Annotated in this window: 19 protein-coding genes; 10 read left to right on the top strand and 9 right to left on the bottom strand. The window is 65.7% G+C overall.

Annotated features, from left to right (window positions below; translation table 11 throughout):
* Nucleotides 1-76 precede the first annotated feature (76 nt).
* Complete coding sequence (locus JYJ84_RS06400; RefSeq protein ID WP_175222126.1) at nucleotides 77-514, top strand: N-acetyltransferase; 438 nt, start codon at nucleotides 77-79, stop codon at nucleotides 512-514.
* 25 nt (nucleotides 515-539) lie between these two features.
* On the opposite strand, the gene JYJ84_RS06395 is transcribed toward JYJ84_RS06400, so the two are convergent.
* Together JYJ84_RS06395 and JYJ84_RS06390 are read right to left on the bottom strand one after the other, a co-directional pair.
* Nucleotides 540-1,379: a peptidyl-prolyl cis-trans isomerase gene (locus tag JYJ84_RS06395; RefSeq protein ID WP_174956628.1), complete on the bottom strand. Its 840-nt coding sequence runs from the start codon at nucleotides 1,377-1,379 to the stop codon at nucleotides 540-542.
* Nucleotides 1,380-1,737: 358 nt separating this feature from the next.
* Nucleotides 1,738-3,672: an SMP-30/gluconolactonase/LRE family protein gene (locus tag JYJ84_RS06390; RefSeq protein ID WP_175222125.1), complete on the bottom strand. Its 1,935-nt coding sequence runs from the start codon at nucleotides 3,670-3,672 to the stop codon at nucleotides 1,738-1,740.
* A 171-nt stretch (nucleotides 3,673-3,843) separates the two neighbouring features.
* Between JYJ84_RS06390 and JYJ84_RS06385 the strand changes: the two genes are divergently transcribed.
* A complete protein-coding gene (locus tag JYJ84_RS06385; RefSeq protein WP_175222124.1) occupies nucleotides 3,844-4,161 on the top strand; it encodes a hypothetical protein in 318 nt (105 codons plus the stop codon).
* 51 nt (nucleotides 4,162-4,212) lie between these two features.
* Here the strand turns inward: JYJ84_RS06385 and JYJ84_RS06380 are convergent, their stop codons facing one another.
* Together JYJ84_RS06380 and JYJ84_RS06375 are read right to left on the bottom strand one after the other, a co-directional pair.
* Nucleotides 4,213-5,517 carry a dicarboxylate/amino acid:cation symporter gene (locus JYJ84_RS06380; protein WP_175222123.1) on the bottom strand — a complete coding sequence of 435 codons (1,305 nt, stop codon included), beginning with the start codon at nucleotides 5,515-5,517 and terminating at the stop codon, nucleotides 4,213-4,215.
* Nucleotides 5,518-5,678: 161 nt separating this feature from the next.
* On the bottom strand, nucleotides 5,679-6,149 hold the full coding sequence (locus tag JYJ84_RS06375; protein ID WP_164462774.1) for a hypothetical protein: 471 nt from the start codon (nucleotides 6,147-6,149) through the stop codon (nucleotides 5,679-5,681).
* On the opposite strand from JYJ84_RS06375, the gene JYJ84_RS06370 reads away from it, so the two are divergent.
* The 3 genes from JYJ84_RS06370 to JYJ84_RS06360 are packed head-to-tail and all read left to right on the top strand — an operon-like array spanning nucleotide 6,123 to nucleotide 8,601.
* A complete protein-coding gene (locus JYJ84_RS06370; protein WP_122948478.1) occupies nucleotides 6,123-7,268 on the top strand; it encodes a glycosyltransferase family 4 protein in 1,146 nt (381 codons plus the stop codon). The genes JYJ84_RS06375 and JYJ84_RS06370 overlap by 27 nt on opposite strands.
* Entirely contained in the window at nucleotides 7,268-7,834 is a 567-nt protein-coding gene (locus JYJ84_RS06365) for a hypothetical protein (RefSeq protein WP_236027192.1), read from the top strand. Before JYJ84_RS06370 ends, JYJ84_RS06365 begins: the two co-directional genes overlap by 1 nt.
* A gap of 23 nt (nucleotides 7,835-7,857) precedes the next feature.
* The gene (locus JYJ84_RS06360) at nucleotides 7,858-8,601 is read left to right on the top strand and encodes a polysaccharide deacetylase family protein (protein ID WP_122948477.1); all 744 of its coding nucleotides are present in this window, start codon (nucleotides 7,858-7,860) and stop codon (nucleotides 8,599-8,601) included.
* A gap of 18 nt (nucleotides 8,602-8,619) precedes the next feature.
* Here the strand turns inward: JYJ84_RS06360 and JYJ84_RS06355 are convergent, their stop codons facing one another.
* From JYJ84_RS06355 to JYJ84_RS06340, 4 genes are all read right to left on the bottom strand, one after another.
* A complete protein-coding gene (locus JYJ84_RS06355; RefSeq protein ID WP_175222122.1) occupies nucleotides 8,620-9,855 on the bottom strand; it encodes an MFS transporter in 1,236 nt (411 codons plus the stop codon).
* A gap of 327 nt (nucleotides 9,856-10,182) precedes the next feature.
* A complete protein-coding gene (locus tag JYJ84_RS06350) occupies nucleotides 10,183-11,121 on the bottom strand; it encodes an alpha/beta hydrolase (RefSeq protein WP_175222121.1) in 939 nt (312 codons plus the stop codon).
* A 2-nt stretch (nucleotides 11,122-11,123) separates the two neighbouring features.
* Nucleotides 11,124-12,008, bottom strand: coding sequence for an alpha/beta fold hydrolase (locus JYJ84_RS06345; protein ID WP_175222120.1), 885 nt, complete (start codon nucleotides 12,006-12,008; stop codon nucleotides 11,124-11,126).
* Nucleotides 12,009-12,038: 30 nt separating this feature from the next.
* Nucleotides 12,039-13,094, bottom strand: a complete 1,056-nt coding sequence (locus JYJ84_RS06340) for a sugar phosphate isomerase/epimerase (RefSeq protein ID WP_175222119.1) — start codon at nucleotides 13,092-13,094, stop codon at nucleotides 12,039-12,041.
* Nucleotides 13,095-13,204: 110 nt separating this feature from the next.
* Between JYJ84_RS06340 and JYJ84_RS06335 the strand changes: the two genes are divergently transcribed.
* A complete protein-coding gene (locus JYJ84_RS06335; RefSeq protein ID WP_175222118.1) occupies nucleotides 13,205-13,810 on the top strand; it encodes a TetR/AcrR family transcriptional regulator in 606 nt (201 codons plus the stop codon).
* Nucleotides 13,811-13,837: 27 nt separating this feature from the next.
* Here the strand turns inward: JYJ84_RS06335 and JYJ84_RS06330 are convergent, their stop codons facing one another.
* Nucleotides 13,838-15,151: a CdaR family transcriptional regulator gene (locus JYJ84_RS06330; protein ID WP_240201838.1), complete on the bottom strand. Its 1,314-nt coding sequence runs from the start codon at nucleotides 15,149-15,151 to the stop codon at nucleotides 13,838-13,840.
* A 272-nt stretch (nucleotides 15,152-15,423) separates the two neighbouring features.
* Between JYJ84_RS06330 and JYJ84_RS06325 the strand changes: the two genes are divergently transcribed.
* The 4 genes from JYJ84_RS06325 to JYJ84_RS06310 all read left to right on the top strand — a co-directional run bounded on the left by JYJ84_RS06325 (nucleotide 15,424) and on the right by JYJ84_RS06310 (nucleotide 18,914).
* Entirely contained in the window at nucleotides 15,424-15,879 is a 456-nt protein-coding gene (locus JYJ84_RS06325; RefSeq protein ID WP_175222117.1) for a MarR family winged helix-turn-helix transcriptional regulator, read from the top strand.
* Between the two features lie 92 nt (nucleotides 15,880-15,971).
* Nucleotides 15,972-16,619 carry a paraquat-inducible protein A gene (locus JYJ84_RS06320; protein WP_174956619.1) on the top strand — a complete coding sequence of 216 codons (648 nt, stop codon included), beginning with the start codon at nucleotides 15,972-15,974 and terminating at the stop codon, nucleotides 16,617-16,619.
* Nucleotides 16,616-17,269, top strand: coding sequence for a paraquat-inducible protein A (locus JYJ84_RS06315; RefSeq protein WP_175222116.1), 654 nt, complete (start codon nucleotides 16,616-16,618; stop codon nucleotides 17,267-17,269). Before JYJ84_RS06320 ends, JYJ84_RS06315 begins: the two co-directional genes overlap by 4 nt.
* A complete protein-coding gene (locus JYJ84_RS06310) occupies nucleotides 17,262-18,914 on the top strand; it encodes an intermembrane transport protein PqiB (RefSeq protein ID WP_122948469.1) in 1,653 nt (550 codons plus the stop codon). The genes JYJ84_RS06315 and JYJ84_RS06310 overlap by 8 nt, the downstream gene beginning before the upstream one ends.
* Nucleotides 18,915-18,955 lie beyond the last annotated feature (41 nt).

The raw sequence follows: 18,955 nt of genomic DNA, 5'->3' as shown, positions 1-18,955 counted from the left end.
CCATCGGGAATGATTCGCTGCGGGGGGCGACCTTCTCGTCGACGATCCCGCATTCCCGAACCAACGAGTCCGCACGATGACACCCGCAATCCGCCTGCGCCCGGCATCCGCCACCGACCTGCCGTTCCTGTTGAACCTGCGTCGCCTCACGATGACCGAGCACCTGCAACGCGTTGGCGCACCGACCGACGACGACGCGCACGACCGGCGCATCCGCGCGCACTTCGACGATGCGATGATCGTCTGCGAAGGCGATGACGCCATCGGCTTGCTGAAGGTGACACGCGCCACCGACGAGTGGCACGTGCACCAGATCCAGATCCTCCCCGCGCACCAGGGCCGGGGCATCGGCGAGGCCGTGCTCAACGCATTACTGAACGACGCGGCACACGCGCACGTGCCCGTGTCGCTCAGCGTGCTGCATGGCAACCCGGCACGGCGGCTCTACGAACGGCTCGGCTTCCGCAACGAGTCGGAAACCGACACGAGCGCGAGCATGATCTGGCGCGCGTGACGCCCGGCGTGTCGACACCGCGGCATTACTGCGTGATCTTCGCGTCCTTCAGCAAGTTGCCGATCATCTGCGCACTCGCCTTCTCCACGGCGGCCGCCTGCAATTGCTGCTGAAGCCCCGGCTTCGCGGTCGCGAAGCCCGGCACCTGCGTCGGCCGCTTCGCATCCAGCTTCACGATCGCCCGCACGCCATCGACCGGAATCGAATCGTTCGTCGCGGCACCGACCTTCAGTTTCTCGAGTGCCTGCGCGACCGGCAGCGGCAAGCCGGACGTCTTGCCTTCCGTCGCCGGCGTGTTGAAGCTGACCCACGGCAACTCGCCGCCGGTATCGCGGCTCGGCGCCATGCTGTACTGGCGCGCCAGCCCGTCGAACGACTTGCCCGCCTTCAGTTCGCTCAGCACCGTCGCGGCCGTCATCGGATCCTGGACGACGATCAGGCGCGGCTTGTACTCGTTCTTGCCGAGCGCGGCCACGAGCTCGTCGTAGCGCGCCTTGACCTGCTCGTCGGTCACCGGCTCGGGCTTCACGTTGTCGCGCAGGTATAGCTGCACTTCGGCATTCGTTTTCGCCTGCTGCACCGCCGCCTTGACCTCGGGCTTGTCGGCATAGTTCGCCTTCTCGGCGGCCTGCTGAATCAGCACGCGCGTGATCAGCTGATTCTTGATCGCCTGGCGGATCTGCGGCGAGTCGGGTTGCCCGGACGCGCGCAGCAGCGTATCGACGTCGGCCTGCGTGATCGGCGTGCCGTTGACCGTCGCAACGGTCGCCGTGGCAGCCGCCGTCTCTGCGTGGACAGTACCGCTCAGCGCGCCGGCCAGCGCAGCGATCAGCAACAGGCGGTTCGGTGTCGTTTTCGTCTTCATCTTTTCGTCACTTCGGCTCAAAAAACGCGGCATGGGGCTGCCGCGCACATTCACCGGCGCGGCAAAGCGCCGGTGCAACCATTCAGTCGATTCGGTTCATCGTCATGGGCACGCGCAGTGCCTGCCGATGCCGCTGTCATTGTGCCCGGAAGCGATTTTTCGCGTCGTGTGGTTGGGGACAGCCGCCTGGCGGGCGGTGAGGCGCGCGTTGCGCACGCCGGCCATTACGAACGCGTGATGTGGAAATTCTGTGGAAACGCCGTGGAAATCCCGCGAAATCGCGATGAATCACATCATGGCTTCGCGAGCCCGGCCGCCGGCCGAGGTCGAGGCGGCCGCGCGCGCCTCGTCGAAGAAGTCAGGGCGTCCACCGGTACACGGTGATGCTGTTCCCTTTCACGTTGTTCTTCATCACCACGTACTCGCCGTTCGATCGGCGGTATGCACGAATGCTGTACATCGCATCGATCGCGCTGCTGGTATCGACGGTCGCGGGGCTCGCGTTGACCAGCGTGGTGTCGAGATTGCCGGTGGTGAGGTTGAACGCGTCGACGTTCGGCCACAGCGGCCCGCTGCTGCTGAACCAGTAGCCGACGAACAGATGGTTGCCCACCGCGTCGATCGATTTCGCGCCGCTGTGCGGCAGCGTGATCACCGGGTCCGGCTTCGTCGTGTTGCCCGCGCTCCAGCCGTGATACACCTCGATGCGCGTGCCGATCGACGTCCAGTCGTTGCTCCCGACGGCACCCTGCGCGAGCACCATCGTGTCGCTGTCCGCGAGATAGACGATGCGCGTGAGCGGCTGGATGCTGTCGGGCACGCGGGTCGCAACGCCCGGCCCCCACGACGGCTTGCCGCTCGCGTCGAAGCCGGTCAGCGGATAGTGGGTAATCGCGCCGGTCTTGTCGAGGCCGGCCCACACGCAGCCCTTGCTGTCGATGCTGAAACCGCTCGTCACGCGCCGCGTCGTGTTGAACGCCGGGCCCGGGATCGAGCCGTCCGGGATCGCGATGTAGCCGTTCGCCGCGTTGAAGTGGAAGAAGTAGAAGACCGGCGGATTCTGGCCCGCCGCGACGAGGATCCGGTTCGCGCCCACCGACGTGAGCAGCCCGAAATGCTCGTCGCGCTGCGTGTCGCTCATGTTGATGCGCGGATCGGCCGGATACGCGAACGGATCGACCGTGTTCGCGACGAACGTGCCGCCCGCGCTGCCGCCGTACACGTGCGTGCCGCCGTAGAACAGCGCGCCATCGGTGACCGGGTCCGGCGCGGCGATCCCTTCGAAGTTCAGCGACTGGAGTGTCCACCGCAGGCTGCCGGTGCTGCTGTACGCATGAATGTCGGTCGCGCCGTTGCGGCCGAGATCCCAGCTGCCGCCCCACGGATTGTTGAGCACATAGAGATTGCCGCCGGTGTCCTTGCCGATCCCGACGATACGCGTGAAACGCTGCGCACCGGCCTGCCCCTTGATGCCCGTCGTCGTGTCGAGATAGCCGCCTCGCACGCCGAACGTGCCGGCCAGCGCGGGCCGACCCGCCACCGTATAGCGCTTGATGTTCTGGTCGGGGCCTTCGTCACCCACCAGCAGCTGCCCGGCCGCCGCATCGACATACAGCGCCGACGGCTGCGACCCGGCCGGCATCCGGATCGTGTTCAGCAGCGCACCGGCCGGGCTGAAGCCGACGATCGAGCCCGCGCTCTTCTGCGCGACCCACACGTTACCCGCTGCGTCCACCTCGAGCGCGCCCGGCCCCGATACGTTGATGTCCCGCTGCCACACGCCGTCGGTGGTGAACACCCGCACGCGATTGCCGTAGAAGTCGCTCGCATAAAGCAGCGAGCCGGCCGTCGCAAGCCCGGTGACGACGTCGATGCGCGGCTGGTTGGTCGCCGCGCTGACCTGGATGACGCGGTCGCGATACTTCGTCGCGCGGTTGTAGCGCCCCACGGCGCCGCTGCCGTAGGTCTTGCCGGGCTGCAGCGCGACGAACAGCGAGGTCGCGTTGCCCGTGATCGCGCTGCCCTGGAACTCCGCGTGCGTGCCGATCGAGCCGAGGCTCTTGCCGTTCTGGTAGATCGCGACACCGCCTTCATCCTCGTCCCACATCGAGGCCGTATAGATCACGCCTTCGGGCGCGACCCACATCGCGCGCGCGACGTTGCCGACGTGGGCCGCAAGCGTGCCGTACGTGTTCGCGAGCCAGTCGGTGGTGTTGCGTGCTTGAACGGAAGGGGTCATCGCGGCGATCGCTGCGGCGAGCAGCACAGCCTGAAATCGTTGTCTGGCGACCATGACGGATGCTCTCCTGGATGGTGAGAACTTTCACCTGAAGGGCCGGCCGGATGGCTTGAAAACCGCGATGCGTAAATTCTTCCCCTGAATCATCCGGCGCAGTCGGTATTACGTGCAGCATGCGTTCGATAATGCGTAGCGCGAGAATAGCGTTATATAAATCGAAAAAAATTGCGGATCGCTCGTGCCGCTGCGCTTTCCGCCGGTTCGGCTTCGATTGCATTGCCGGTCGCGCCCATCCACGCTGACGAGGCGCGCGACAGCGCGACAGTGAATGGTCACTTACACGTCGAATCGGGGATCGGAAAAATCAGGCGTGTGCCTGCGGGAATATCGCCGCCGGTTCAGCGACGACGGATTGAATCGGCGAGCGCCGGTATCAATCAGGGAATCGAGCGGAAAATCGTCGCGTTCAATACGGAATCATTGCCCCAAAAACAAATCGCCGGCCTGAATCCGTTGCGAATCCAGGCCGGCGATCGTCCATGAGCAAGGGGCAGGCAACGCGCCACTATCGCTGCGCTGCCGCCCTGCCGCGCATCATGCCGATGCCGAGGTTTCCGGCACCTTCACCTTCATGACGCGTCCGTTGTCCGGATCGTCGTCGTCACGCGGATCGTCGAGCTGCCCTTCCCACTTCGCGACCACGGCCGCCGCGATCGAGTTGCCGACCGCGTTGGTGGCCGAGCGCCCCATGTCGAGGAACATGTCGACGCCCATGATCAGCAGCAACCCGGCTTCCGGCATGTTGAACTGGTTGAGCGTCGCCGCGATCACGACCAGCGACGCGCGCGGCACGCCCGCCATCCCCTTCGACGTGACCATCAGCATCAGCAGCATCGTGATCTGCGTGCCCAGCGGCAGATGGATGCCATACACCTGCGCGATGAACAGCACCGCGAACGTGCAGTACATCATCGAGCCGTCGAGGTTGAACGAATAGCCGATCGGCAGCACGAAGCTCGAGATCTTGCGGTTCACGCCGAAGCGGTCGAGCGCGTCCAGCAGCTTCGGATAGGCGGCCTCCGAGCTCGCCGTCGCGAACGACAGCAGGAACGGCTCGCGGATCAGCCGGATCAGCGTGAATGCCCGCTTGCCGAGGAACACCACGCCGGCGAGCGTCAGCACGCCCCACAGCAGCGCCAGGGCCAGATAGAAGCTCGCCATGAACTTCGCGAACGTGAGCAGGATGCCGAGCCCCTGGGTGGTAATCGTCGACGCCAGCGCCGCGAACACCGCGACCGGCGCGAACCACATCACGGCGCCCGTCACCTTCAGCATCACCTGCGCGAGATCGTCGATCACGCCGGTCAGGCGCTTGCCCGATTCGCCGAGCGCGGACAGCGCGGTACCGAAGAAGATCGAGAAGACGACGATCTGCAGGATTTCGTTGTTCGCCATCGCTTCCGCGATCGACTTCGGCACCAGGTGGACCACGAAGTCCTTCAGCGTGAAGGCGCCCGTCTTCAGGCCGAGGGCCGCATCGGACGCCGGCAGCGGCAGGCTCAGATGGCTGCCCGGTTGCAGGATCGTTGCGGTCAGCAGGCCGAGCAGCAACGACGTAAACGATGCGATGAAAAACCAGCCGAACGCCTTGACGCCGACGCGGCCCACCGCGCTGCCGTCGCCCATCTGCGCAATGCCGACGGTCAGCGTCGCGAATACCAGCGGCGCGATGATCATCTTGATCAGGCGCAGGAACACGTCGGACAGCAACGACACGTAGCCGGCGACCTCCTTCGCCATGTTCGGGTCGGGAAACGCGCTATGACAGGCGTAACCCACTGCGATACCAAGAATCATCGCGACAACGATGTACTTGGTGATGTTGCGCTTCTTCTTCATTAGTAATCCAAATCACAAAGCTTATGTTGCTAACGGCTGGCACATCTTTCGCGCCCGGCTACGAATCGAAACCCACGTCTCTCTGGGTGCGACAAGTCCGCCGTTGGCGATCGCCATGGCGGACAAGGGGGGGCATTCTAACGCAAATGCCCCCCTGGCTTTCAAATTTGAAAGTCGATCGGGTTGATCTGCGTCCGGATGCCGTCCAAAAAGCCGGTTTTGTCGCGATCCAGCCCGCATCCTGTGCGATCAGGCAGGTAATCGGGCCACATCGCCGTTCGCGCCGGGGCCACCACGATTCGCGCGCCGGCGGCAGGAACCGCGTCACCTGGCGTCCCCCTCCTCCCCGCCGGCATCGCACCGCGTGACGACTCCGCAAGCGTTCGCGACACATCCTCACAAAGATGCGCAGACCTTGACACTACGATACGTAATGCTTCTGTAATATTTTGAAACGATTCGCATTGCCGCCACGCCCGGGCGTCGATGCGCACGCCCGCATCGGCAACACGGAACCGGGTTCGGGTCATGGCTTTCAACGGGTTGAGGCATTCATTTTTTAAGCAGTCCTGCTCAATGAATGAGCGAGGAAAGGCGGCATCGTGATGAACATTCTGTATACCAACTTCCACGGCGACTACGGCGGCGGCCAGGACACCTACGTCCGCGATCTCGCTGCCGCGATGAGCCGGCACCATCGCGTGACCGTCGCGTCGCCGGAAGGCAGCCGCCTGTCGCGATTGTTGAAGGACAGTCCCGACGTGGCCATCTTCGACATGGAATTCAAGCCGCGCTGGAACCGGCTGTGCCAGGAAATCGTCCGGCTGCGCCAGCGGATCGTCGCCGAGCGTTTCGACGTCATCCATGTCAACGGGGCCGCCGATCACCGGCAGGTGATGCTCGCGCTGCTCGGCTGCCGGTATCGGCCTGCGGTGGTGCTCACCAAGCACAACACCTATCGCGCCGACAGCTTCGGCAACGTGCTGCGCGCACGCCTCGCCACCGACCACACGATCGCGGTCAGCGACTACGTGGCGGGCATGCTCGCGCGCCAGTCGCCGTATGGCAACGTCACGGTCGTCAAGCACGGCGTGCGCCGGCAGGCCGCGGAACGACTGGCGAGTGACGAAATCCGCCATCGCAAGATCGCGTTGTTCGGGCCGGCCAGCGCGGACGCGATCGTGCTGGGCAGCAGCGCCGGCACCGCGCCGCAAAAAGGCTGGATGGACCTGATCGCGGCGCTGGGCCGCCTGCCCGAACACGAGCGCGAACGGTTTCGCGTGCTACTGATCGGCGCGGAGCCGACCGCCGAGCAACGCGAACAGATCGCGCACCACCGCATGGCGGCGCGCACCGCTTTCACCGGCCGCCTCGACGACGTGCGCGCGCCGTTCTCGATCATCGACGTGTCGTTCGTGCTCTCGTACCAAGAGAGCCTGTCGTATGCGTGCCGCGAAGCGATGTCGTTCGGCTGCCCCGCGATCGTGACGCGGGTAGGCGGGCTGCCCGAGAACGTCGAGCCGGGCGTGGACGGCTGGGTGGTTCCGCCGCGCGAGCCGGAAGCAATCGAGGCAATCCTGCGCGCGATCGTGCGCGAACCCGGGTGCGTGCGCGAGATGGGTCGCAGCGCGCGGCTGAAGGGCAAGCGCGAGTTCTCGTTCGAACGATTCGTCGACGCGACGCTGTCCGTCTATCAGAAATCGATTCGACACAACCCCAATCGTCGGGTGACATCCTTGAGGTCCGTTTAATGGCAATGAACATCTGGAAGAAATACTGGGATCTGCGCACGCAGGAGTGTCCGTGCGACGTGCACTTCATCGAATGGCTGGAATCCGTTCGCCTGAACGGCATCCGCATCTATCACTTCGGCACCGGCGGCCACCATCATGTCGGCCTCGAATGCGCGCGGCCGCGCCTGAACAACACCGTCTTCGGCGTGACGGCGTCGCCGAAGGAATACAAGTCGTACGTCGATCTCGTCACGCGGCAACCGGAGGTGAGCAAGACCTATCTGGCCTATTTCGGCGACATCTATACGAGCAACTCGGACCTGCTGCCGGCGTTCGACGTCGTCACGCTGTTCCATCTGTGCGAATTCCGCGACGAGACGAACAGCCGCTACGGCGCGAAGACCGACGCCGAAGTGCTCGACCTGTTCGCCCGCCATACCGCGCGCGACGGCCACCTGCTGTTCTACAAGGGCTCGTCGGCGTACCGGCAGGCCGAGCCGATCATCGAGCAATGGGCCGCGAATGCCGATTTCGTCGAAGTCGGCGACTTCAAGACCCTGCGGATTTTCCGCAAGGCCGCGTAATTCCCCGTTCTCGCGACCCGCTCATGCTGCTGCCCGCCCCGCGCTACCCGATCCTGATGTATCACCAGATCCGCACGCTGCCGCCGCCGACCGACCGGCTGCGCAGCCTGAGCGTCGCGCCCGATGCGTTCCGCCGCCAGATGACGCTGTTCAGGCGGCTCGGCTATCGCGGCCTGAGCGTGCGCGAACTGCAGCCGTACCTGCGCGGCGAGCGCAGCGGGAAGGTGTTCGGCATTACGTTCGACGACGGCTTTCTCAACGTGCTGACGCATGCGATGCCCGTGCTGGACGCGCTCGGCTTCACCGCGACCTGCTACTTCGTCGCGGGCCGGTTCGGCAGCGAGAACGACTGGGATGCGGGCGCCGATACCGCACGCTCGCCGCTCATGACGTGCGCGGACATGCTCGCCTGGCGCGATCACGGCCATGAAATCGGCTCGCATACGCTCGATCACGTCGCGCTGTCGCACGTACCGGCGCACGTGTCGGACGTGCAAATCACCGAATCGAAGCGGCGGCTCGAAGCGTTCAGCGGCCAGACCATCGAATCGTTCTGCTACCCGTACGGCGATCTGGACCCGCGTGTGCGCGACCAGGTCGTCGCCGCGGGTTACCACCACGCGACGACGACGCGGCGCGGCTGCGCCGATGCGGACGACGATCGGTTCCTGTTGCCGCGAATTCCGGTCGCGGGCGGTGTCGGTGCGCTGCGGCTGTGGTTCAAATGCGCAAAGGCGCGGATTCGGCGGCGCCGGTCGCTCGCGTGACATCGACCGTCGCCCTGGCTATTCCGGCCGCTGCCTGCCGAATGCGAGCAGACCGGCCAACGCGATTCCCATAAACAGGATCCATCCCGGCGCGAGCACCGTCCAGCCTGCGGCGATGCTGCCGATGAAGTTGCCGAGCATCCCGCCGATCGCCCACGAAATCGCCGACGCGCCGAAATAGCGGCCGGCATTGCCGTCCGTCGTCAGGTCGGCGAGCGCGATATTCGACGCGGGAAGAATCAGGCTCTCGCCAAACGTGAAGACGATCGCGATCACGACCAGGATCACGAGCGACGCCTCCGCGCCCCGGTCGCGGGTGAACAGCAGTGCCGCAATCGCAAAGCAGCCACACAACGCGGCATGCCCGATCACCATCATCGCGCGCCAGTTCGTGCGCTGAAACCAGCCCATGCCGAGCCAGGCGGTGGCGATTCCGATCAGCGCGTTCGTGATGTAGAACGGTCTCACGCCATTAAAGCCGTGTGCGCCATGCGAAAAGGTCAACGGGATGAAGACGTAAATCTGCGTATACACGGTCCAGAACGGAACAAGCGCCCAGCAGAGCCGGCGGAACCGCCTGTCGCCAAACGCGGCCAGCACACCGCGCAGCGGGTGCGCCGCGGCCGCGGGGCGCCGGCTTCGCCCCGCGATCCACGGAGCAATCAGCGCGAGCGCCGTGAACACTGCGCCGCTCACCAGAAACGGCAGTGCCCCGTTCGTGTTCGGCACGACGATCAGTAGCGCAGGGCCGATCAACGCGCCGAGATTGAGCGCCAGATTGTTCAGTGCGAACACCTTGGGACGCACCGCGCCATCGAGCGAGCCGAAGATCGAATACGCGGTCGTTTCGTAAAGCGCGGCCCCCAGCCCGGACAGGCACGCCCACATCAACAGGCCCGGCAGCGACCGCGCCAACGCGAATCCGACGAACCCCGCCGCACGGCAAAGCAGGCCGAGCGTGGTCAGCACGCGACTGCTGAAGCGATCCGTCGAGGCACCCAGCACCAGCGGCAGCAGCCGGCTCGCCAGCAGATTCACCGTCAGCACGCTGGCGACGCTACTCGCGTCCAGATGACGCTCCATGTCCAGGAACGCGGCAAGCAGCGGCAGCGACCCGAACACCGACAGATTCACGAGGAACTGGAAGATCAGCAGGACCCGCGTCGACGCCGGCACGCCGTCCGCGATTCCCGTGAGCCAGGCAGCCGGCTTGCTGTCCTTCTGGCGAAACGGGTCGACTCTGTCGCCGGACACCCGGCGATCGCAATCATCCATCATGTTCTCCGCTGACGTTCGATGCCGGCCAGACGGAGCATGAAAAAAGCCCCGTCCGTTTCCGGCGGGGCTTGGGGTGGGTTTGACACACTGGCCTACGACGCGCAACCTCCTCCCGGCCCGCCATTGGCGGTCGTGGTGGTAGTCGTGGTCGTGACGAAACGTGCGTTCATGTGACGAATCTAGTCAACCTGCTGCCGGACGTCAATACGTCCACCGTGTGGCCTGTCAGAGACGAAACTCGCCGAAACCACGGAAAACGCGCCGGTCTTCCCGATTTCGCGCACGCACCCTTCGGCCATCCGCTCACCGACGGAACGCCCGGCGCATCTGCGCGCCGGCCACGTCGAACACCTGGCGGGCTGCCGGCGTCACGCCGACCATGTGGATGCACGCATGGATCATCCCCGGCAGCACGACGCAATCGGCCGGCATGCCGGCTTCCCGCAATCGCCCGGCATACGCCTCCGCGTCATCGCGCACCGGGTCGTACTCGCACGCCAGCAACGTGGCCGGTGGCAAACCCTCGAACGAAGCCACCCGCAGCGGCGACACACCGGGTGAGCTGCCGTCGTCCGCATCGGCCAGGTACAGGTCGAAGCAAACCCGCATGATCTCTTGCGTCAGGTAGTAGCCCTGCCCGCAAGTCCGATAGGACACCGTGCTCATCGACGCATCGAGCGGCGGATACAGCAAAAGCTGATGCGCGATCGCCGGGCCGCTCCGCTCCCGTGCGACCAGGCACGCAGCCGCCGCCAGGTTGCCTCCGGCACTGTCGCCGCCGACGGCGATGCGCGCCGGGTCCAGCCCCAGGGCGCCCGCCTCGCGGAATACCCAGTCCAGCGCATCGCAGAAATCCTCCAGCGGCACCGGAAACGGGTGCTCCGGCGCAAGCCGGTAATCGACCGACAGCACGACGCATTGCGTCGCGTTGGCCAGCGCGCGGCAAGGATTGTCGTAAAGCTCGAGCGTGCCGAGGCACCACCCGCCGCCGTGCGCATAGACGATCGCCGGCTGGCCTGCCACGCGCGCCGATGTCACCGCGGGCCAATAGGCCCGCACGCGAATCTGCCGCCCGTCGCGCGTGGGCACCGCGAAGGTTTCCGTACGGTCGACCGCTTCCAGCGGTCCATGCCAGCCCCGCAGTGCCGTATCGGTGGCTTGCCGCAACGCGTCCAGCGACGCAGGCGGCTCGCCCCCGGCCAATCGCTCCAGCAGCGCGGCGATGTTCGCGTCGATCGGCATGGTCAGCGGCTCCGTTCCAGGAACGGCAGCAGATGGCCGATGAACGCGTCCGGCGCCTCTTCCATGATGAAGTGGCCGCAATCGGGGACGACCGCGCCCTGCAGATCCGTCGCGTTGTCGCGCATCGTGACCAGCGGCGCATCGTTGGTCGCATGTTCGGCACCGATGGCGAGCACCGGCATCGCCAGCTTGTGCTGCGCCCGCTCGCGGTTCTGCCGGATCGTCTCCGGAATCGCGCGGTAATACGAGAAGCCGCCGCGCAAGCCGCCCGGCGCCGCATAGGCGTCGATATACACATCGACGGCCACGCAATCGCGCCTGAACGACCAGCGGTTGAACATGAACTCAAGATAGGCCCGCTCACGTCCGGCAATCAGCGTCTCGGGCAGATCGGCCAGCTGGTTGAACATGAAATGCCACAGGAAGATGTTCTCTTCCGGCGGAGCGAAGATCGACGGCGCGGGCGCCAGCCCCGGAATCACGGCCTCCGTGAGCGCCAGCGACTTCACGGCCTCGGGCCGATCGCTCGCCAGCGCATAGGCCACCCACATGCCGACGTCGTGGCCGGCCACCTGGTACACATCGAAGCCGAGCTGCACCATCACGCGATGCAACGTGGCCGCCGTGTGCCCCGTGTCGTAACCCGCATCCGGCCGGTCGGAGTAGCCGGTGCCTGGCGGATCGACCGCGATGGCCATGAAGCCGCGCGCGGCGAGCGCCTGCATCACATGACGCCATGCGTACCAGGTTTGCGGCCATCCGGGAATCAGCAGGACCGGGGTGCCGACGCCGGCCGTGACGCAATGAATGCGCTGGCCGTCGATGCGGACGTATTGATGGGCAAAGCGTTGAGCGTCGGCGAACGACGACTGAAGTTGAGCGGACATATCGATGGTTCCTCGCAATGGGGGGCCGGCTCAGGCGATGCCGAGCATGTCGTGGATTTGCTGTTGATTGACCGCGGCACCGGCGAAGTCGTCGAAGACGCGCTCCGTCACCCGGATGATGTGGTCGTTGATGAACGCGACGCCTTCGCGCGCGCCGTCCTCCTGATCCTTGAGGCAGCACTCCCACTCGAGGGTGGCCCATCCTGTGTAGTCGTACTGAGCAAATTTCGAAAAAATTGCCTTGAAGTCGACCTGACCGTCGCCGAGCGAGCGGAAACGGCCGGCACGCTCCAGCCACGAGCTGTAGCCGCCGTAGATGCCCTGACGGCCCGACGGCAGAAACTCGGCATCCTTCACATGGAACATGCGAATGTGTTCGCGATAGATATCGATGTAGGCCAGATAGTCCAGTTGCTGCAGCACGAAATGGCTGGGATCGAACAGCATCTTGCAGCGCGCGTGCTGGCCGACCAGCGCATGGAAGCGCTCGAAACTGACGCCGTCGTGCAGGTCTTCGCTGGGGTGGATCTCGTAGCAGAGGTTGACGCCGTTTTCATCGCAGACGTCGAGAATCGGCCGCCAGCGGCGCGCCAGTTCGTCGAAGGCCGTCTCGATCAGGCCGGCTGGCCGTTGCGGGAACGGAAACAGGTACGGCCACGCGAACGAGCCCGAAAAAGTGCCCATGTCGGTCAGCCCCAGGCGGCGTGACGCCCGCGCCGCCAGCTCGAGCCGATCCAGCGCCCATGCGGTGCGCGCGGCCGGATTGCCGCGCACGGCCTCGGGCGCGAAGTTGTCGCACATGGCGTCGTACGCCGGATGCACGGCGACCAGTTGCCCGAAGATATGCGTGGTCAGTTCGCTGATCTCCAGCCCGTGTTCGGCCAGCATGCCCTTCACGTCATCGCAATAGGCCTGGCTTTCTGCAGCGGTCTCCACGTCGAACAGCCGGCCGTCCCACGCGGGAATCTGCAGCGCCTTGAAGCCGACGCCGGCCGCCCATTGCGCGATATTCGGCAAGCTGTTGAACGGCACCGCGTCGTCGGCGAACTGCGCGAGATGGAGACTGGGGCCCTTGAGAGTACGCATGATCAACTCCTATTGTTTGTTGATCGACAAAGAATAGAATGCCGGAACGGTGCGTGTCAACACGGCGCGCGATAAAATCGGCGCACGATGTGACGACGGACGAAAGGGATATGGCGGGACGACCGAGAGAATTCGATCGCGACATGGCGCTGAAACGCGCGATGCTCGCGTTCTGGCGACGCGGCTACGAAGGCACGTCGATGTCCGACCTGGTCGAAACGATGGGCATTGCGTCGGCGCGCATCTATGCCGCCTTCGGCAGCAAGGAAGCCCTGTTCCATGAAGCCGTGGCGCTCTACGAACAAAGCGAAGGCGGCTTCGCCGATCGTGCGCTCGGCGAGGAAACCGACGTCCGCGCGGCCGTCGAGCGGATGCTGCGCGACGCCGTCGCCGCTTATACGAAGCGTGGCCAGCCGCACGGCTGCATGGTGGTCTCCGCCGCGACCAACTACTCGGCCGAAAACGAAGGTGTCATGGAATGGCTGGCCGCCCATCGGCGCGCACGCACGCAATCGATCGCCGAGCGCCTGCAGCTCGCCGCCGCGCAGGGGCAGCTCGCGCCGGGCACCGACATCAAGGCGCTGGCCGATTTCTATGCGACGCAGCTGCACGGCATTTCCGTACAATCCCGCGACGGGGTATCGAAAGAGCGCCTGCTCGCCGCTATCGGGCCGGCGATGATGCCGCTCGCGATGGCGGTACGCGACAACGCGTGACGCGGCCCGACGCGCCGCCCCGGCCGGTCATTTCGCGCTTGCGCGCCCTCGCCTCGGTTTCGGTTTCGGTTCGGGTTCGACCGGCTCGGGCGCGGCGCTCCCGGACGGGGCGTGTCTCAGTTTGAGCGCGATGTCGAGTTGCGCGATCCACCCGGGATCGTCGAGCGACGCGCCCAGCAGGGTTTCGATGCGCTCCAGCCGATGGATCAGCGTATTGGGATGAATGTTCAGGCGCTCGGCCGTCACCCTGCGCCGCTGCCCGCTCTCGAAATAGGCAGCGAGCGTCGCGATCAGATCCGCCTCGCCCGACAACTGCTCGATCAGCGAGACCAGGTAGCGCAGCACGTTGGGCGTGCCGCGCACGCTTTCCTCGATCGCGATCGACGAGTACCGGTGAATCCTGCGGGACTGCCCGTCGCGCGGCGCGAAGTCGACGGCCTTCAGCGCCTCGGTGACCGACGCGGCCCAGCCGTCCGCACCATGATTCATCAGGCCGATCCCGATGTTGCGCATGCGCGGTTCCGCACCGACGAGGCGCGCCGCCCGCTCGGCGACGAGCTGGTCGCAGCGGCTGAGCGTATCGCCGCGCGTGCACGGCACCCAGATCACCAGCCGTTCGCGATGCCACGCATGCACGAGCGCCTCCCGCGCCACTTCCAGATGCCGTGCCGCAATCAGGACGAGCCGTTCGAGTTCGTCGTACCGGACAACCGGCGGAAGATCCCGGAGGTCGGCGTCGATCGCGAGTGCGACGCGCGGTGACGTGGCATCCAGTCCGAGCGCGGCGGCCAGCTCCGCAAACATCGCGGCATCGCCGGATGCATGGAAGATCACGTCACGGAACTGATGCAGCAGCGATTCACGCCACCAGGCCTGCTGGTGCTGCTCGGCCGTATAGGCTTGCGCGGTGATCTGCGCCTGCTCGTCGAAGAAGTCGAACAGATACGGCGACACGTCGAACAGCAATTCCTCCGCGAGTGCCGGGTCGGCCCGGCCGAGCTCGGCGCTCACCCGCCAGATCTCGCGCGCGCCAAGCTGATACGCACGCAGGATCGACTGCAGCGGCACATTCTGGTGCACGCGGCGCCGCGCCGATTCCTGCAACGCGTCGATGACCTCCGCCGAACAGGGCTTCCCGGTCAGTAACGACCGGAGGCACAGATCCGTCTGCAGCGACATCGCTTCGAAGATGTCGTTTCTGACGGTCGGTGCGAGGTCCCGGTAGCCCTCGAGCTTCATCAGGATTGCATACGCGCTCTCGACGATCACGGCGCGGTCGTCCGCGAGCTCGGCAAGCTTGTCGCGCAGGCGCGAGCTGAGGGAGGGAACGATGACTGGCATGGTCGGCTTGGGTCGCAATGGAATGGACAGGCACGGCGCGGCGCTGTGACTGCGTAGGCGAAAGTATCGCGGAATTGCCCGGCGGTGGCATGGCAGAGGCCGGTCGCGTTGTGAATATCGACAATCGCGTTGTCGGATTTTCCAATTTTCCCGCCGGCCCCGCACGCTTACCATCGAAACCGCACCTTGCCCAGCGCGCACGGTGGTGGATATCGACCGGATGCGCGTGTCGCGTCGAATGCAGGGTGATGCCGAGTATGTTCGAGAACTTTTTGTCCTTCAGCCGAGGTGGCACACCGCGCCACGTCGACAGCTTCCGGTTGCTGCTGGACATCCGTGTCTCGATCGAGCGCATGCTCGACCAGCGCATGCTGACGACACTCGGGATCTCCTTCTCCCAGGGCAGCGTGCTCGTCCAGCTCGCGGGGGGCGAAACCGTCTCGCAACAGGATCTCGCGAAGGCACTCGGCTGCGGTACGAGCCGGATCTCGCGCCTGCTGCACGATCTCCCCAACCGCGAATGGGTCGTCTGCCGTCCGGGCAGCGACGACCGCCGCACGCGGAACCTGTCGCTGACGCCCGCCGGCCTCGCGCTCGCGCAGCAGATCCCGTCGGTGCTCGCCCAGGCCGGGCAGGCCGTACTCGGCCACTTGTCCGCCGAGGAACGACGCGTGCTCGGCGCCTCGCTGGCCCGCATGCTCGACGAAGTCCGGAAGCCTCGCCGTTGACCCGCGCAGGCCTCGGTGCGGCCCGTTCATGCGGCCATCGAGACGCCGCGCTTTTCCGAATTTTTCGATAGAACCGAAACGAATCACGTCACGTGTCCCAACCTGCCTTGATTGTTTGCCATACCTGCGATGCGGTGCTGAACAAGCCGCGCCTCGCAGGCAAAGCAACCGCCCGCTGCCCGCGCTGCAACGAACGGCTCTACCGCGGTCATGCCGCGCAGCTCGACCGGATCTGCGCGCTCACGCTCGCGGCACTGATCGCGTTCGCGATCGCCCAATGTTTCCCGATCCTCGAAATGAACGTCAGCGGCATGCACGTGCAGACCACGCTGACCGGTGCGCTCGATGCGCTGTGGCGCCAGGACATGCGGATCGTCGCGGTCATGGTGTTCTGTTCCGCGCTGCTGTTTCCGCTGGTCGAGCTGGCCGCGCTCCTCTACCTGCTGGCCCCGCTTCGCGCCGGCCGGATCCCGCCGGCCTTCGACACCGTATTGCGGGCGATCCAGCTCGTCCGCCCGTGGGGCATGATCGAGGTGTTCATGCTCGGCATTCTCGTCACGATCGTGAAGATGGTGAGCCTCGCGCAAGTCGTGCCCGAGGCGGCGCTGTTCGCGTTCGCGACGCTCACGCTGCTGCTCGCCGTGGCCGCGGCGTTCGACCCCCGCGCGCTGTGGGACGTGGCCGATGCGCTGCGCGAGCGGGCGGCAGGCGGCCCGGCACGTCGCGCGACCGCACGATGAAGATCGTAACCGCTCGCCGCGCGGGTGTGACGGGCTGCCACGCGTGCGGCCGCGTACAGCGGCACGCGCAGCCGGACACCGGGCACCCGCACGCCACCCCGGCCCGCTGCACGCGCTGCGGCACGGCGCTGCACGCGCGCATCCCGAATGGCCTCGCGCGCACGTGGGCGCTGCTGATCGCCGCCGCGATCCTCTATATCCCGGCCAACCTGCTGCCGATGATGCACACGACCTCGATCGTCGGTTCGCAGGACGACACGATCATGAGCGGCGTCGTCTATTTCTGGGTGTCGGGCGAATGGCCGCTCGCCGTCGTCGTGTTCGTCGCGAGCATCCTCGTGCCGATGCTCAAGCTCGGCGTGCTCTTCATCCTCGCTTTCACCGCACAGCGCCGCTCCGCCTGGCGGCCGATGCAGCGCACCCGGCTTTACCGGATGGTCGAACGGATCGGCCGCTGGTCGATGCTCGACATCTTCGTCGTGACGCTCACCGCCGCGCTCGTCCATTTCCGCTCGCTGGCGACGATCACGGCCGGCCCCGGCGCGCTCGCGTTCGGTTCCGTCGTGATCCTCACGATGCTCGCGTCGATGCAGTTCGATCCCCGCCTGATCTGGGATCCAGTCGAAACTTCTGGGAAACACCATGAATAGTCCGCAAGGCCCGCAACACGATTCGCACGCGGAACGCCCCGGGAACGGCCAACCGTTCCCGTCCGTCCCCGATCCCGTCATCGCGACACGCGCCGGATGGCTGCCGTCGCTCGTCTGGCTGGTGCCGCTCGTCGCCGCGCTGATCGGCATCGGGCTGGTCGTCAAGTCGGTGCTCGAACGCGGGCCCGAGATCACGATCAGCTTTCGCAACGCCGATGGCCTCGAACCCGGCAAGACCCGGGTGAAATACAAGGATGTCGAAATCGGCACCGTCAAGGCGATCAAGCTTGCCAAGGACTTGTCGCACGTGCTGGTCGACGTCCAGCTCACCAAGGACGCCGACACCTTCGCCGTGAAGGATTCGCGGTTCTGGGTCGTGCGGCCGCGGGTCGGCGCAAGCGGCGTGTCGGGCCTCGGCACGCTGCTGTCCGGCGCGTACATCGGCGTCGATGCCGGGCGCTCGAAAATCGACGCCACCGCGTTCAGCGGACTCGAGACACCGCCAGCCGTCACCGGCGACCAGCGCGGCACGCAATACACGCTGCGCGGCGATTCGCTCGGCTCGATCGATATCGGCTCGCCCGTCTACTACCGGCGCGTGCAGGTCGGGCAAGTCGTCGGCTTCTCGCTCGACCCGCTCGGCACGGGTGTCACGTTCACCGTGTTCGTCAATGCGCCGTACGACCAGTATGTCCACACGAACTCGCGCTGGTGGCAGGCGAGCGGCGTCGATCTGCGGCTCGATTCGAGCGGCCTCAAGCTCAACACGCAATCGCTCGCGACCGTGATTCTCGGCGGCATCGCGTTCCAGGCACCGGTCGACCAGCCAGCCGGCGCCGTTGCCACGCACGATACGGTCTTCGCGCTCGGCGCGGACGAGACGCAGGCGATGCGCGATCCGGACGGCGAACGCGTGCCGGTCGTGATGAACTTCAACCAGTCGCTGCGCGGGCTGAGCGTCGGCGCACCGGTCGACTTCCGCGGCATCGTGCTCGGCGAGGTCACGAATATCGGCATCGACTACGACCCGAAAACCAAGGGCTTCACGATGCCGGTGACGATGAACATCTACCCCGAGCGCCTCGGCAAGCGCTTCCGCGATACGATCCGCAGCAAGGGCGAACCCGCGCGCCGCGAAATTCTTCAGCGACTCGTCGAGCACGGCCTGCGCGGCCAGTTGCGCACGGGCAACCTGCTGACGAGCCAGTTGTACGTCGCGCTCGACTTCTTCCCGACCGCCTCGGCCGTGAAACTCGATGTCAATCAGGAGACGATCGAGTTGCCGACCGTGCCGAACACGCTCGACGAATTGCAATTGCAGGTCGCCGACATCGCGAAGAAACTCGACAAGGTGCCGTTCGACCAGATCGGCGCCAACCTGAACAGCACGCTCGCGAATGCCGACAAGCTGTTCAAGCAGCTCGACACGCAGGTCGCGCCCGCGGCACGCGATACGTTGTCGGCCGCGAAGCAGACGTTCACGACCGCCGAAGCCACGCTGCAGCAGGATTCCCCGTTGCAATCGGACGTACGCGGCGCACTGAAGGAACTGACGCAAACGCTCCGTTCGCTGAACATGCTCGCCGACTATCTCGAACGCCACCCCGAATCGCTGCTGCAAGGCAAACCCGGAGACAAGCAATGAACGCACGCACGCCACGCCTCGGCCAGCTTCTCGCACGGGCC

Origin of the sequence: Burkholderia sp. LMG 13014 (genome assembly GCF_905232215.1) — a bacterium.
Classification (GTDB): Bacteria; Pseudomonadota; Gammaproteobacteria; order Burkholderiales; family Burkholderiaceae; genus Burkholderia.
Note: the sequence above shows the minus strand (reverse complement) of the source record. Positions and strands in the feature narration are given on the sequence as shown.

Excerpts from the sequence above, each read along its gene's own strand:
- JYJ84_RS06400 (WP_175222126.1), top strand. The coding sequence starts at position 77 with ATGACACCCGCAATCCGCCTGCGCCCGGCATCCGCCACCGACCTGCCG.
- JYJ84_RS06395 (WP_174956628.1), bottom strand. The coding sequence starts at position 1,379 with ATGAAGACGAAAACGACACCGAACCGCCTGTTGCTGATCGCTGCGCTG.
- JYJ84_RS06390 (WP_175222125.1), bottom strand. The coding sequence starts at position 3,672 with ATGGTCGCCAGACAACGATTTCAGGCTGTGCTGCTCGCCGCAGCGATC.
- JYJ84_RS06380 (WP_175222123.1), bottom strand. The coding sequence starts at position 5,517 with ATGAAGAAGAAGCGCAACATCACCAAGTACATCGTTGTCGCGATGATT.
- JYJ84_RS06370 (WP_122948478.1), top strand. The coding sequence starts at position 6,123 with ATGAACATTCTGTATACCAACTTCCACGGCGACTACGGCGGCGGCCAG.
- JYJ84_RS06365 (WP_236027192.1), top strand. The coding sequence starts at position 7,268 with ATGGCAATGAACATCTGGAAGAAATACTGGGATCTGCGCACGCAGGAG.
- JYJ84_RS06360 (WP_122948477.1), top strand. The coding sequence starts at position 7,858 with ATGCTGCTGCCCGCCCCGCGCTACCCGATCCTGATGTATCACCAGATC.
- JYJ84_RS06350 (WP_175222121.1), bottom strand. The coding sequence starts at position 11,121 with ATGCCGATCGACGCGAACATCGCCGCGCTGCTGGAGCGATTGGCCGGG.
- JYJ84_RS06345 (WP_175222120.1), bottom strand. The coding sequence starts at position 12,008 with ATGTCCGCTCAACTTCAGTCGTCGTTCGCCGACGCTCAACGCTTTGCC.
- JYJ84_RS06340 (WP_175222119.1), bottom strand. The coding sequence starts at position 13,094 with ATGCGTACTCTCAAGGGCCCCAGTCTCCATCTCGCGCAGTTCGCCGAC.
- JYJ84_RS06335 (WP_175222118.1), top strand. The coding sequence starts at position 13,205 with ATGGCGGGACGACCGAGAGAATTCGATCGCGACATGGCGCTGAAACGC.
- JYJ84_RS06330 (WP_240201838.1), bottom strand. The coding sequence starts at position 15,151 with ATGCCAGTCATCGTTCCCTCCCTCAGCTCGCGCCTGCGCGACAAGCTT.
- JYJ84_RS06315 (WP_175222116.1), top strand. The coding sequence starts at position 16,616 with ATGAAGATCGTAACCGCTCGCCGCGCGGGTGTGACGGGCTGCCACGCG.
- JYJ84_RS06310 (WP_122948469.1), top strand. The coding sequence starts at position 17,262 with ATGAATAGTCCGCAAGGCCCGCAACACGATTCGCACGCGGAACGCCCC.